The sequence below is a fragment of the Agrobacterium sp. DE0009 genome, from assembly GCF_007680755.1.
In the GTDB taxonomy this organism is placed as follows: Bacteria; Pseudomonadota; Alphaproteobacteria; order Rhizobiales; family Rhizobiaceae; genus Agrobacterium; species Agrobacterium tumefaciens_B.
Genome location: NZ_VEIU01000009.1, coordinates 44831 through 57605, shown reverse-complemented (window position 1 = coordinate 57605; position 12775 = coordinate 44831). Strand labels below are relative to the sequence as shown.

Here is a 12775-nt window from a genome sequence, read left to right as displayed (position 1 = left end):
GTAAAAGCAGGCTATCACACGTTGAGAGCTGCAAGAGAGAAGAGACTACCGCAGGTTATAGGAGAGGGACGTTGAGCATGCCTGGCTGTCGCCAATCTTGTGCTTGAGGAGCTCGATCCATTCTCCGTCGTTGAAGCTAAAAAACTGGATTGCGCATTCTCCTGAGCCAGCGTCCGACCATTGCGCGGTCATCAGGCGGCTGGGTAGCTCGTACTTCAGAGCGAGATCGAGGTTGTTTCGTCCGCCTACTGGCAACTTGAAAACCTCACCGGTGCGCACATTTCCGACATAGGCGTTTGAACAGCGAGTGCCGCAACCAATTTGGATGACCGCGTATTCACCGGCGAAAGCGGGGCCTTCAGCCATTCGCCGTGCGATCCGATCTTGATAAGCGCGTAGCGTAGAATTTTGGCCGCTCAAATCAGGGGGATTTCTCGGCCCGGAATAGACCCGGGCCACAGGCAATTGTGTGGATTTTATCCTCGATAGCAATATTTGTCTTTTGGGTTTGTCAGTGGAACTGCTCATCGGTGTCCACGCGATAGGACTGTATCCAACATCCGCAATCGATACCGTCCCGCGAAGGTTTTTGAAATAAACCCCGTCGGATATCGACATCGAATGAAGCGTGGCGACCGTCGCCATATGAGCATATGCCTCAGCACCATGTCGGCGTTTTAAGTCAAGAAGCTCCGCTCGCTCGATCTTTGTCACGAAAGTCGCTATCGTCTTCGAACCGGAAATTTCATAAAAGTTCGAGATTGTGACGCCACCATCAGGAGTGCTCAGGACAGATGAGCCGCCTGCAGGCAACAGACCAAGATTGCCAAAGCGCTTCTTGATATCTGCGAGAGTTGTTTGGCCGAACCTGAAGTCGGAAAAGTAAGCGAGCTGGCGCAAGCCTTTTCCATCCCATTTGGCCTCCAAGCGAACTAATTTCCCGGTCGACTGCTCGGAGGTCGCTGAGACTTCGACCCCATTTGCAGCCATGAATTTCCCGTCAACATATCCGCCGAAACTGTTCTGCCAGGCTACGCTATCCAGCTTTCCACGGTCCTCTCCGATCGAGTGCCCAGCGACGACTTGAGCTGCTGCCTCAGAAGAAGGATGCAAGACGACCACGCCAAGTGCAACGGACAAGCCGGGCCATCGGAAAAGATATCGCAGCTTTTGTAAAAGCATTTCGTACCGGCCCCCGCCCGTATTCCATTAGTACAACCTTACATTATCAGGTTTGCCGAAGTGCGAAATCACTAATTGAACACAGGGGAAGGGTTTTCGCGAAAAGCGCGACTTTTGCAAGCTAAGCCAAAATGCTCATAGTCGCCTTGCTTTACCTATCCAGCCAGTCTGGCTCTCTGACCTCCGGCAAACAAAGCTTTTGCGTGGACGATTGCGCCTCTGAGGCTTTCTAACGAAGGTAGTTTGGGTGACCACAATTTACCCAAAGGGAAACTATGAGCGCGCGATTAACTACCGCGATTCGAATGTCAGCGTCCGCGAAGGCGCTTCTTCACAAAACAAAAAGCTTTTCTGACCGGGATATGATGGATCAGATAGATCTGAAGGCCCATATGGGCGTAGAGCCGTTGCTCTTGGCGCTCGCGATGGAAGTGGCCCTCAAAGCCTGTTTTCGATCATGACGATGGATCCGTCATAAAGTCGCATAACCTAACGAATCTATTTGGCCGTCTAACACCTGAAAGTCAGCAGATACTCGACGCTCAATTCAAAGAAAGTAAGCGCCCGATTGGTACCGCCTGCCGAATAGCGGCTTGATGGCCTAAGAGACGTGTTTAACGACGTCGTTAGCGACGTGTCTTAGGCGAGGTATGGGATGCGTGTCGAAATTCTTGGTCAGGAACGGCGGCGACGTTGGGGTGATGAGAAGAAGCTCGACATTGTCATGTCTGTCGGGCTCGACGGTGCGACGATCACTGAAGTTGCGCACCGGCACGATGTGACCCGGCAACAGATCTACGCCTGGCGGCATGAGCTGAAGAAGAAGGGTTTGTTGCCGACCGCTGCCGATACGGTCTTCGTTCCCGTAGAGACGTCCGCCATGCTTGGCGCCCCGCTCGTACGTGAGGATATTGTGCGCGTGCCTGCAATGATCGAGTTGCAGTTGAACGATGGGCGGGTCCTTCGCTTCGACAGTGCCGTCGATGCCACCGTCCTGACAAGGCTCATCCGGGCGGTTGAAGCAGCATGATCGGACCAGGAACCGGTGTTCGAGTGTATCTCGCCTGCGGCGCCACGGACATGCGTAAGGGATAGAGGGCCTGGCTGCGCTTGCGCAGGATGTATTGCGCCAGAAGCCGACGGGAGGTGCTGTCTTCGCGTTTCGAGGAAGACGGGGCGATCGGATAAAACTCCTGTATTTTGATGGCCAAGGCTTCTGCCTGTATTATAAAATTTTGCAGAGGGGGCGTTTTCCCTGGCCTTCAGCAGCAGATGGAACGGCCCGGCTGACAACGGCGCAACTGGCCATGCTTTGGGAAGGGATTGATTGGCGACGTCCGAATTGGGGCGCTCCGCCGGCGCGTGTCGGTTGATTTTATCCCTCTGATTCTGCTTGTTTTTATGGATCTTCGCCCTGACTTATGGTAGTCAGGCTCATGTCGAACGCCACCCAAAATCTTCCCGACGATCCGGCCTTTCTGAAGGCAATGATCGCCGCTTTGCAGGCGGAAAACGCGAAGATGTCGGCGACGTTGCAGGCCCATGACCAATTGATCCAGTCCTTGCGGCTGCGCATCGCCAAGCTGAAGAAGCAGGTCTTCGGCAAGTCCTCGGAAAAGATCGAGCGGGAAATCGAACAACTCGAACTGGCGTTGGAAGATCTTTTGATCGCCGCGGCCGAGCGCGATACGAAGCCGATCAATGAGGCCGATGAGTCCAAGCCCGTCGCGTCGGTGGCAAACACTCCCGAAAGAATAATGCGCCGTCGTCCGCGCGTATCGGAAAAGGCAGTTCGCGAGCGCAAGGAACTCGATCCCGGCACCTGCTGCCCTGCGTGTGGCGGCGAATTGCGCCTTGTCGGCGAGGATGCCAGCGAGATCCTCGACATGATCGCCGCGCAGATGAAGGTCATCGAGGTCGCTCGATTGAAGAAGTCCTGCCGTTGCTGCGAGAAGATGGTGCAGTTGCCGGCACCCAGCCGCCCGATACCGGGCAGCATGGCAGGTGCTGGCCTTCTGGCTTACATCATGGTCTCGAAGTTCGACGACCACCTGCCACTCTATCGCCTGAACGAGATCTTCGCCCGCATGGGCGCCGACATTCCCGACAGCACGTTGGTCGAATGGTGCGGTCGCGCCATGCAGGTACTCCAGCCGCTGATTGAGCGGATCGAGGCCGCGATCATGGGCAGTGACCTCCTCCATGCCGACGACACCCCGATCCGGGTGCTCGACCGTTCGCTGCGAGACAAGGGGTTGGGCAAAGGCGTGAAGAAGGGCAGGATTTGGACATACGTCCGCGATCAGCGGCCATGGGCGGGCGCGGCTCCACCAGGTGCGGTCTACTACTTTGCTCCCGACTGGAAGGAAGACCACGTTCATCATCACCTCAGGCAGGCGAGCGGCATCCTTCAAGCCGACGGCTACAAGGGCTACGGGAAGCTTTATGAGCCTGGAGCGGATGGGACATCTCGTTTCCAGGAGGCAGCATGTTGGGCGCACTGGCGACGCGACTTCCATGACATCTGGACCTCGAACAAATCCGAGATCGCACGCGAGGCTCTCGACCGTATCGGTGCGCTTTACGACGTCGAGCGCGACATTGCGGGCCAATCTGCTGATATCCGCTTGGCCGCGCGTCAAAAACACAGCAAGGCAAAAGTCGAGGCATTGCGTGTCTGGGCCGAAGCGCAATTGACCCGCATTCCGGGCAAGGGCGATCTGGCGCGAGCCTTCCGGTACGGCCTGAGCCGCTGGTCGTCATTCTGCCTGTTCCTGGAAGACGGTCGTGTCGCAATGGACACGGATGTTGTTGAACAGCCCCTTTCTCAACCTTTTTGTGGTTTAGGTGGCCTATCTCTCCAGGCTTCGACCATGGCCGCGTAGGCTGCCTCCGCCTGTGCAACGAGCTCCATCTCTCGATGTCGGATTTCCTTGATCCAGTAATCGCGGGCGGGACCAGCGGGCCCATGTGCTTTGGGAGCGCCCGCACGAAGCTCGAGCTTTCGCATCTTCATGGCGACAAAGGCGGGCCGAGCCCATCTGTAGGGAGCCTCCTTGGTCAGCAACTGCCAGATCAGATTTGCGATCTTGCGCGCCGTGGCGACCGCCGCGACGTTGAGGCCTTTGCGGTCCTTTATCCGGAGAAAGAAGGGACGCAGCGGCCCCGGGACCGACGCGGCCGACCAGGCAGCTTCAATCAGCATCGTTCTGGCAATCGCGTTTCCCTGTTTCGAGATGCGGCCATGGATTGCGCCGCGATCGCCGGACTGGCGCACCCGTGGGGTCAAGCCGAAGTAGCTCGCAAGCCGGTCGGGCGTCGGGAACCGGGAGATGTCGCCAATGGCGGCTATCACCGCCGTGGCAACCACGGAATTTACTCCGGCGATCGTCATCAGCTTGCGCGTGCGAGTGTCGTCAAGCGCAATTCGGGCCATGGCACCATCCAGCTTTTCGAGCTTGCCCTTCAGCCAGTCCAGTTCATCGAGATGGCGGGCGAGGAGGTCGCGCTCTGCCTTGGGCAACGGGGCCTTCGAAAGCCAGTCTCTGCCATCTTTTCCGAACAGATGTCCCGAGTATTTCGGCACGAGATTGGCGTGGAGAACGGCCTGAACCCGGCTCTTCACTCGTCGCACTGATCGCACGAGCGCCGCGCGCTCCGACACGAGACGACGCAGGTTCGGGGTATCATCATCCGCGGCCCAGACCTCCGGCAAGAAGCCGGCGGCATGAAGCTGCGCCAGAATCCGCGCGTCGACTTTGTCGGTCTTCACGCGCGCGTGGGCGATGGCCTTCACCTGAAGCGGGTTCGCGATCACGACCTTGGCCACGAACGGCGTCAGCAACCTTACGATGGCCGAGGTGTTCCCGGTTGCTTCCAGTATGACTTCGTCATCCTTTCGAAGCTTCTGCCCAAAGGCCACCACAGCGTCGTAATCCAGGTCCACCCGGAATTCATCAGTGACCTTGCCCCTGTCAAGAACCGCGACCTGCGCAAAACTTCGATGCACATCCATTCCGATCGACCGCATTCCAAATCCTCCATGTTGTTGATGGGGGAGTGCGCGGGCTGTGCGACATCTACGGATACGCGCTCGCAGCGCAGACGGGATAGTCGCAGGGGCGGCCAGATAACAACGCGAGCTCGCAGCTCAAAGTCAATTCGGCCTGCCCGCTTCTTCGCACTCCGACGCCCCTGTCCCGACACGACAATTCTAACATGACAGGATAGAATCTGCCGAACGTTCGTGGGACGCCGATGGCAACATGCCCGATAACAATGCCGCCGAGCGGGCGCTGCGCCCGATTGGAATCGGAAGAAAGAATTGGCTTTTTGCTGGCGCTGACACCGGCGCGGAGACCTTGGCGCGCGCCATGACGATCATCGAGACGGCCAAGATGAATGGCCTCGATCCACAGGCCTATCTGGCCGATGTGCTCGACCGTATCCACGATCATAAGATCAACCGCCTCGACGAACTGCTCCCCTGGAATTGGTCACCCGTGGCCGTCATCTGCGCTGAGGCGGCCTGATGGCAACAGTCACTTATGTCCGCACCTTCAAATATGTCGCCGAAATTCTTGGCGAGGATCCAGAGCTTCTTCGGGCGATCGTCAGCAACGATGACAACCTGACCTACGGCAGCATCATCAGTGTCTACAACGGCGAGGACGAATCCGTCATCGCACTGACAGACGACGGCATGGAGGAGCTGGAACAAATGCTCCACTATGCTCGCCGCTCAACTCAGGAATGGGACGAATTCCTCGACAGCTTTGTCGACGACGAAGAACTTATCGCCCGCATCAAAGCAAAATCTCCGCGGTAACAATCGGGCGGTTACCAAAGAAACAGTGGCACGATATTATTCCAGCGGGCTGCATATAGACCATGGGATCAAAGTTCTCTTGTATCAACATCAAGACGCATTTTTAGACTGGCGATATCTTCATGAGAGGAAGAAATCTCTGAATTTTGATCAGGGGACTTTTGAGGCGACACTCGAAATGGTTCTCCGCGAATTTCATAAACGATACCGTGTCGAACCACTATAGATCGTTGTAAGAACATGAAAGCTGGGCCCTCGGCGATCACTTCGAAAACGTCGGTGAAACAACATGTTGGCGTGCTCGCTCTTTATTATAATTGGGGCGCCGACGGTTCGTATCCGTTCAAGAGCGGGCGACATACTTCACAGTCTCTAACTATTTGCCGACCATAACTCCGTGCGTTTTCTCACAATATCGCGCGGACGCAATCCAAACGTTTATAACCCCGGCGAGAGCTATGGCGCGGGTGATGGAAGAATGGCTCCAAGAAGGACAATCCCCTGCCACAGGTGCCGCGTTTTAACGTACGTGGATGGTAACCATTGCGCCGCCATTGGCGCTGTTTTTAAACTCAAGGTGTCCGCCATGCGCTGCTGCTATTGCTTGAACAACGGAAAGACCAAGGCCTGTCCCGCCCGTTTCTCTAGACCGTGACACGTCGCCGCGCCAGAATAAATGGATAGCGGTAGCATCGATCTCCTCGGGAAACCCCGGGCCGCGATCGATAACATGGATGACCGCTTGGTTATCTGGCAGTTGGTGTGTTTCGAAGCGTAGCCATTTGCCACTTCCGGCATATCTGACAGCGTTATCCAGGAGCGCAAGGACCGCTTGCCTGATCCTCTGGGCATCTGCAAAGACCCATGCCGGGTCCAAACCTGTTTCGATTTCGAATTGTCGCTCGTCGAGAACGGGTACTGAGGACGCGATGACCGAAGCCACAATATCCGCCAGATTTGTTCTTTCGCGATGCGTGACAAGTTTTTGGCCGGCGGCCAAAGACAGCGTACGCAGGTCTTCGACGATTTTTGCCAATCCTTCCACCTGAACCAAGAGATCCGCCACGCTCTCTCGCCTCAGGGGAAACACGCCATCGATCATCGCCTGCAAACCGCCCTGAAGGATCGTCAGCGGGGTACGCAATTCGTGAGCAACAGCCATATTGTTGAAACGTAGCCTTGTTTCCATGTGATCAAGACCGCGCGCGAGTTGGTTGAAGGTTTCGACCAGGCTGGCGACTTCCTGTGTGCTTCCCGCAGGCGCTTCAACTCGGACTGCGAAGTCCCCGCCTCTTAAGGCCTCCGCGGCGCGTGTAAGTGCAACGAGGGGACGCGCGATGTGCCGGGCAAAATAGACGCCAATCAACGAGCAGATCAATGCCGAGATCAACCCACAGATCAGCGCAGACAGCTGAATTTTAATATCGGCTTTCGCATCCTCCTCCTCCATCCTGTCAAGCAGAGACCTGAGAGAAGTGCCGTCCGGAATGCCTCCCTGCTGAATGACTTGTAATGCTTGAGCGGCGTCGGGCGGAAGGTTCCTGTTGATCCCATCGTCGAGAAACGACGAGTACCAGGTGACGCCGACATAGGACATTCCGACACTGAGGATCAGCATCGTCGCGATAACAATAGCGGTGAGTGTCGCGAGCGATTGGGAAAGTCGGGGGCGTTTCAACATAGTAGAGGTTCCGCAAAACGGTAGCCAACTCCCCTGACTGCGGGGAAGAACCCGATTTGCCCATGGTCTTCGAGCTTTCTCCTCAGATTCGAGATATGGGTATCCACTGTCCGCACCAATGCGTCGCTCTCCGGCAGGCATGCGTCAAGGATGTCGGCGCGCGCAAATACCTGGTTCGGATGGCGGATCATATGTGCGAGAATCCGAAATTCACTGAGAGTAAGAGGTAGGACCTGACGCGTATTGTCCTTTGCAACGACGACAGAATAGCTACTGAAATCCACCTCAATCGCGCCAAACCGGATTAGTTTGTTGGGCTGCGCACCGGAGGCGCGTCGCAACACCGCCTTTACCCGCGCGACAACTTCCTGCGGGTTAAACGGCTTTACCACGTAATCATCTGCGCCAAGATGGAGGCCGCTTAACCGATCGAGATCGTCGGCCAAAGCAGTCACCATGATGACCGGTGTCGAGCTCGTGTGCCGGAGCCGAGCGAGGACCGCCAGTCCATCCAGCTTTGGAATGCGGATATCGAGAAGCACAATGTCCGGTTTCAGATAGGCATGCTGTTGCAGCGCCGTCTCGCCATCTGACGCCTGGACGGTGCGGAAGCCCTCACGTGACAAATACGCCTCCAATAACCTGGAAATGGCAGGCTCGTCTTCAACGATCAGGACAAGATAATTTTCCACCTCTAACCCCAGCAACGTATTGTTCATTTCGGTCCGCCGCGAGGCATTTATGTGAAATCAGAGGTGGCCGTGCAATACCCAAGCGTGCCCCTTTACATCGATCCCGGGGCTTGCGGACAGCTCTTTGACAAGACCTTCGCCATTTCTTGACAATCCGGTTCCAAATCCGCTGCGTTCACGGCAATCCGCGCCAACTGGTATGCAGGAGAGCCCGACGCCAACCACAGCCAGCATTTGATATGCGGACGGCAAGCCCGCGTCTGATGCTGAATTCGCGGATCAATTAGCATGCAAAAACACGCCTCCCAATTCGTCTTCTCCCCGTTTTTGGAAAGACCCGTAAAAGCCGATCTTTCTCCGATAACACATGCTTTGACCGTGACCGGCTGGTTGATCGTTGGTGTGAGCTTCATATTTACGGTCTTTCCGACGATCGACCTGACGGTGTCCAGCTGGTTTGCCAAAGACGGAAATTTTATCCTTGGCGATCATGTATTGCTCAGGGGTTTGAGGGACTACAGCCGGCTGCTCACGAAAGTCATAGTTTGGTCGATGGTGCTGTTGACGGCGTTGTGCATCGCCTGTCCCAGGGGTTTATGGCGGTGCGCTGCCCACAAACCTTTGTTCGTGCTGACGAGTTTCTTTGCAGGACCAGTTGTTGTCGTTGAGGCGCTGAAGTTCGCAATAGGGCGCGCGCGGCCACGCCATCTCATCGATTTTGGAGGTAGCGCTGATTTCACGCCGGTGTGGGAATTCGCAGCAGCATGTTCCCATAATTGCTCTTTTCCGTCGGGTGAAGCGGCGGGGGCTGCAGCTGCACTCTCCCTGCTGGTTTTTGTTTCTCCAAGGTATCGGGCGTTGACAGCATCAATGGTAACGCCTGTCCTTATTTTTGTTGCGATGAACAGAGTGGCTTTCGGGGCCCATTTTTTATCGGATGTGGTTCTGGCCTGGCTGATAACCCTCTTTATCATGTTGTTGATCTGGCGGTGGACGCAGGTTCGGTCACAGGATATCGACGATCGTTTAAGCGGGGTCGTACGAAGGCGCGCACAATAAGTTTCGCTGCCCAGTATCGGTTTTAGAAACCGCACAAATATTTGGGCTGCGAGATCGACCGGCGTACGACGCATTGACCGGAGCCGCATCATCTTTGGCCAATTTAAAACCCATCACACTCGAAGAGAGGCTTCACAATGAGCATGATAACTATCGAAAAATATGTGGAAGGACGGTGCGTGGAGAAAATGAGCCTTCCTGTCGCACCACTGCGCTTCCTGACGAAGCTGCTTCCTCGCAAGGCCAAATTTGAGCTGCTGGCGCTTGGTCTCGACATCGAAACGATTTTGGCCGCGAGTAGAACCTCGCCTGCCGAATGTTGGATAGACGTCGAAGAAAATAAGGTGCCGAAACGCATCCGGGTCGTTCGTCATGTCTGAGTCGACTATGCGCACAGTTCAAAGGTGATTCAAGACCGGCACTCGCGGATCGTGCACGACGAGTGGCATAGTGGAGGCGACCTACAAACTGATAACAATCGCCATTCCGGATAAAGAAATTGCGGTTACTATGCGTAGTTCCAATCATCCGGCTGGCGGCTCATATCTCTTCAAGACCCTGAAGGAAGCGGAGCTGAGCCATGGCGAGCCTCCGAAGGTTGGTCTTTAAGAACCGCCGTTTTCATTTACCGGCCCGCTTTCGGAAGCGATTTCATTGCGAAAGACAAGGAATCTCAGGCGTGAGCAAATTCGGGGTCGCGTTCATTAAGATATGTCGGCAGCCTAGCTCCAGCCAGTTTCTAACATTTCCGACTTAGCCGTCACGATTCAATACGCGTCGCGCAACGGCAGGGCCGCTAGTCCAAGATAGCGTGGAAGATCGGTTGCGGTGGAATAACCATAGAGCCTGCCGCATTCTTCCAATGCCCTTCGGGTGAAGATCGGTCCGTGACTTGTTCTCGTTGGCTCACCTGTTGAGCAGGTTCTTCAGCTAAATGTAAAATCCGCTCGGCTGAACCCGCAAAAGGCGTCATCTCGTTCGAACGGAATATTGCAAGGTGGGCAGAGCGATGTACGCCTAGGGATATTTAATTGGAGTTCGGAGCGAACGAAAAAATCTGAACCGAGGGAGCGCTCACGAAACCCTTGATCGTTCCCTTTTACAGTCGTCAGTTGCTCACCGCCCGAGGTCTTTCGTCTGCGACCATCGCCTAAAGGCTGTGAAACACCATATCCAATTAACAGATCCATCGCTCGCCCGGCATGACTGGCGTCGAGCTTGGCACTTTCGATCTTTTCTGTCGGCCTTCTCTACCGAAACTCCACGAAACTTTCAGATGAGCGAAAATCGGATCGGCAGAGCGGAAATGGCATGCGTTTTTTAAAGCAAAGTGGTGTTATCTTGCGACCTTCGTCCCGGACACTCAAATCCATAGCTGCCATCATCAGGTTCGCGGTGATCATAATCCTTGTGCTTTGGCCCTTCTTTATTGCCGTCATATTTCGAGTGGTATCGAGCGATGCTGGTCAGTTGCCCCTATATTTTTAAATCTCTTCTGACCCGGAGCGCGACGTATTTCGCGGGTTGGGATTCCATATAAGGCCGTTCAAGGTTAGTAGTGGACGGAATGTGAAGCTCCCTGTATCGCAGAGCTCACAGGTCTTTAATGCCTGCATCTTCCACCTATCGATTCTTGTATATCGGGGAGATATTCAATTCGGTCGCTGATGTCGGTCATACACTCTGCCGACTTTATTTGTAGACGCGAATGATGACCCGTTGCCCCACCCGGAACGGCGCGTCGCGGCTTACCATCACGATTGAGGTTGCTGTGCGAATGTCATTGCGTTCGCCGGGCATACCGGTTGACTGCATCAGAACGGGAGAGATGCGGCTGATGCGGCCCTCATATGCCTGCCCTGTTCTGTCCTCGGCCAGCACCTCAACGGGCACGCCGGGTTTGACGTTGTCGAGAAACTGCTCGGGGATTTCTGCCCGGACGATCTTCTGGCCTTCCGGCAGGATAGTGAACATCTCCGTCGCGCCGCTGGCTGTGGCAAATTCTCCGACCTTGATTCCCTGCCTGATGATGAAACCATCGACCGGAGCGCGGATGGTTCGTATGTCGGCCTCGCGGGCGGCGATATCGCGCCGCATTTTGGCGGCAGTGAGGACGGATGCGGCCACCTTGAGTTCGCCAGCGAGATTATCCCTGGCCGTTATAGCTTCATCGAGGGCTTGGTCCGAAACGGCATTTCCCGCCGCGGCGCGCTTGACCCGATCTGCCTGGCGAGAAAGGTTTTTCATCTTCATCTGAAGAAGATTATGTTGCTCTTCGGCCTGCAGAGCTTCCTCCGATGCGATCTTCGCCGATAACGTTTCCTGACTGGAATCGAGTACTGCCATGACGTCCCCCGCCTTGACCTGGTCACCCTCGTTGACCAGCAGGGACGTAACGATGCCATCGCGGGGGGAGGCGACCCGCAGAAGGCCGCCCGGGATATCCACGACCCCCCTAGCTGCAGCCAGGATGGGTGGACCGACCAGATCCGGCCGGTCGGTGTCTTCCTCGGCGTTCGGGGAAAGTGTGGTGAAATACAAGAGCGCCACGCCGATCATCCCAGCCGAAACCGTTGTCACTGCCGGACGTTTGATACGAGGGAGAAATTTCATGTCTTCAAGATCCTGTGGAACTTTTACCGGAGATGGGCCTGATGTCTCGGAGCAGGCGTCCGTCCTCCATCTGGAGGACACGATCAGCCTGCTTGACGAGACGCATGTCGTGCGAGACACACAGCACCGCCGAACCGAAGTCTTTTGCGATGGACTGGAGAATCTCGACAATGTTTCGACCGTTTTCGCTGTCGAGGGCGCTGGTGGGTTCGTCTGCAAAGAGAATGGCGGGCTTTTTGACGATGGCGCGGGCAATCGCAACACGTTGTTTTTCACCGCCGGACATTTCCGACGGCCGCAGATGACTTTTCTTTGACAAGCCGACGCTTGCCAAGGCGCTTGCGGCCCGTTCGCGGGCCTCTGCAGCGGGAACAGACATGTAATCGAGCGGTATCTGCACCTGCTCGACTGCGGTGAGGCCCGGGAAAAGATTGAACCCCTGAAAAACAAATCCGCAATTCTTAAGGCGAAATTCGTCCCGCGCTTCATCGCTTAATGTAGACAGCATGACATCACCCGCGCTCACCGACCCGTCGTCTGGCTTCGTCATGCCGCTGAGGATGGCAAGCAGCGTGCTCTTGCCGCATCCCGACGGGCCGATCAGCAGCGTGAATTCGCCAGCGTAAATGTCCACCGACACACCCGATAACGCCTGCATCTGAATGTTATGTATCGTAAAGGACTTACCGAGATTGCGCGCGCTGAGCACAGGCAGCATGG

11 protein-coding genes and 2 pseudogenes are annotated in these 12775 nt (G+C 55.8%); 7 read left to right on the top strand and 6 right to left on the bottom strand.

The window, feature by feature from the left end; all coding sequences use genetic code 11:
- Positions 1-45 precede the first annotated feature (45 nt).
- Positions 46-1182 carry a hypothetical protein gene (locus FS804_RS22100; protein ID WP_144578957.1) on the bottom strand — a complete coding sequence of 379 codons (1137 nt, stop codon included), beginning with the start codon at positions 1180-1182 and terminating at the stop codon, positions 46-48.
- 655 nt (positions 1183-1837) lie between these two features.
- On the opposite strand from FS804_RS22100, the gene FS804_RS22090 reads away from it, so the two are divergent.
- From FS804_RS22090 to FS804_RS22080, 3 genes and pseudogenes are all read left to right on the top strand, one after another.
- The gene (locus FS804_RS22090) at positions 1838-2212 is read left to right on the top strand and encodes a transposase (protein ID WP_186376955.1); all 375 of its coding nucleotides are present in this window, start codon (positions 1838-1840) and stop codon (positions 2210-2212) included.
- A gap of 94 nt (positions 2213-2306) precedes the next feature.
- Positions 2307-2555, top strand: coding sequence for an IS66 family insertion sequence element accessory protein TnpB (tnpB, locus tag FS804_RS22085; protein WP_367269952.1), 249 nt, complete (start codon positions 2307-2309; stop codon positions 2553-2555).
- A gap of 63 nt (positions 2556-2618) precedes the next feature.
- Positions 2619-4007, top strand: a pseudogene (locus tag FS804_RS22080) (IS66 family transposase); the annotation flags it as partial.
- A 2-nt stretch (positions 4008-4009) separates the two neighbouring features.
- On the opposite strand, the gene FS804_RS22075 reads toward FS804_RS22080, so the two are convergent.
- Positions 4010-5197 (bottom strand): IS110 family transposase, encoded by a 1188-nt coding sequence (locus tag FS804_RS22075; RefSeq protein ID WP_144579028.1) that lies wholly within the window; start codon positions 5195-5197, stop codon positions 4010-4012.
- A gap of 256 nt (positions 5198-5453) precedes the next feature.
- On the opposite strand from FS804_RS22075, the pseudogene FS804_RS22070 reads away from it, so the two are divergent.
- Positions 5454-5714, top strand: a pseudogene (locus FS804_RS22070) (transposase domain-containing protein); the annotation flags it as partial.
- Positions 5714-6010 carry a hypothetical protein gene (locus tag FS804_RS22065; protein ID WP_144578955.1) on the top strand — a complete coding sequence of 99 codons (297 nt, stop codon included), beginning with the start codon at positions 5714-5716 and terminating at the stop codon, positions 6008-6010. The pseudogene FS804_RS22070 and the gene FS804_RS22065, both read left to right, overlap by 1 nt.
- A 520-nt stretch (positions 6011-6530) precedes the next feature.
- Here FS804_RS22065 and FS804_RS22060 read toward each other — a convergent pair.
- Positions 6531-7691, bottom strand: a complete 1161-nt coding sequence (locus FS804_RS22060; protein ID WP_144578954.1) for an ATP-binding protein — start codon at positions 7689-7691, stop codon at positions 6531-6533.
- Positions 7685-8383, bottom strand: coding sequence for a response regulator (locus tag FS804_RS22055; RefSeq protein ID WP_144579027.1), 699 nt, complete (start codon positions 8381-8383; stop codon positions 7685-7687). The genes FS804_RS22060 and FS804_RS22055 overlap by 7 nt, the downstream gene beginning before the upstream one ends.
- 288 nt (positions 8384-8671) lie before the next feature.
- Between FS804_RS22055 and FS804_RS22050 the strand changes: the two genes are divergently transcribed.
- Positions 8672-9442, top strand: a complete 771-nt coding sequence (locus tag FS804_RS22050) for a phosphatase PAP2 family protein (RefSeq protein WP_210244456.1) — start codon at positions 8672-8674, stop codon at positions 9440-9442.
- Positions 9443-9579: 137 nt separating this feature from the next.
- Entirely contained in the window at positions 9580-9822 is a 243-nt protein-coding gene (locus FS804_RS22045) for a hypothetical protein (RefSeq protein ID WP_144578953.1), read from the top strand.
- Positions 9823-11134: 1312 nt separating this feature from the next.
- On the opposite strand, the gene FS804_RS22035 is transcribed toward FS804_RS22045, so the two are convergent.
- Both FS804_RS22035 and FS804_RS22030 read right to left on the bottom strand, forming a co-directional pair.
- Positions 11135-12001: an HlyD family secretion protein gene (locus FS804_RS22035; protein WP_246665935.1), complete on the bottom strand. Its 867-nt coding sequence runs from the start codon at positions 11999-12001 to the stop codon at positions 11135-11137.
- Positions 12002-12059: 58 nt separating this feature from the next.
- Positions 12060-12773, bottom strand: a complete 714-nt coding sequence (locus FS804_RS22030) for an ABC transporter ATP-binding protein (RefSeq protein ID WP_144578950.1) — start codon at positions 12771-12773, stop codon at positions 12060-12062.
- Between the last annotated feature and the right edge of the window lie 2 nt (positions 12774-12775).

Coding starts and splice junctions, on each gene's coding strand:
- FS804_RS22090 (WP_186376955.1), top strand. CDS start 1,838: ATGCGTGTCGAAATTCTTGGTCAGGAACGGCGGCGACGTTGGGGTGAT.
- FS804_RS22030 (WP_144578950.1), bottom strand. CDS start 12,773: ATGCTGCCTGTGCTCAGCGCGCGCAATCTCGGTAAGTCCTTTACGATA.
- FS804_RS22045 (WP_144578953.1), top strand. CDS start 9,580: ATGAGCATGATAACTATCGAAAAATATGTGGAAGGACGGTGCGTGGAG.
- FS804_RS22065 (WP_144578955.1), top strand. CDS start 5,714: ATGGCAACAGTCACTTATGTCCGCACCTTCAAATATGTCGCCGAAATT.
- FS804_RS22100 (WP_144578957.1), bottom strand. CDS start 1,182: ATGCTTTTACAAAAGCTGCGATATCTTTTCCGATGGCCCGGCTTGTCC.
- FS804_RS22035 (WP_246665935.1), bottom strand. CDS start 12,001: ATGATCGGCGTGGCGCTCTTGTATTTCACCACACTTTCCCCGAACGCC.
- FS804_RS22060 (WP_144578954.1), bottom strand. CDS start 7,691: ATGTTGAAACGCCCCCGACTTTCCCAATCGCTCGCGACACTCACCGCT.
- FS804_RS22075 (WP_144579028.1), bottom strand. CDS start 5,197: ATGGATGTGCATCGAAGTTTTGCGCAGGTCGCGGTTCTTGACAGGGGC.
- FS804_RS22050 (WP_210244456.1), top strand. CDS start 8,672: ATGCAAAAACACGCCTCCCAATTCGTCTTCTCCCCGTTTTTGGAAAGA.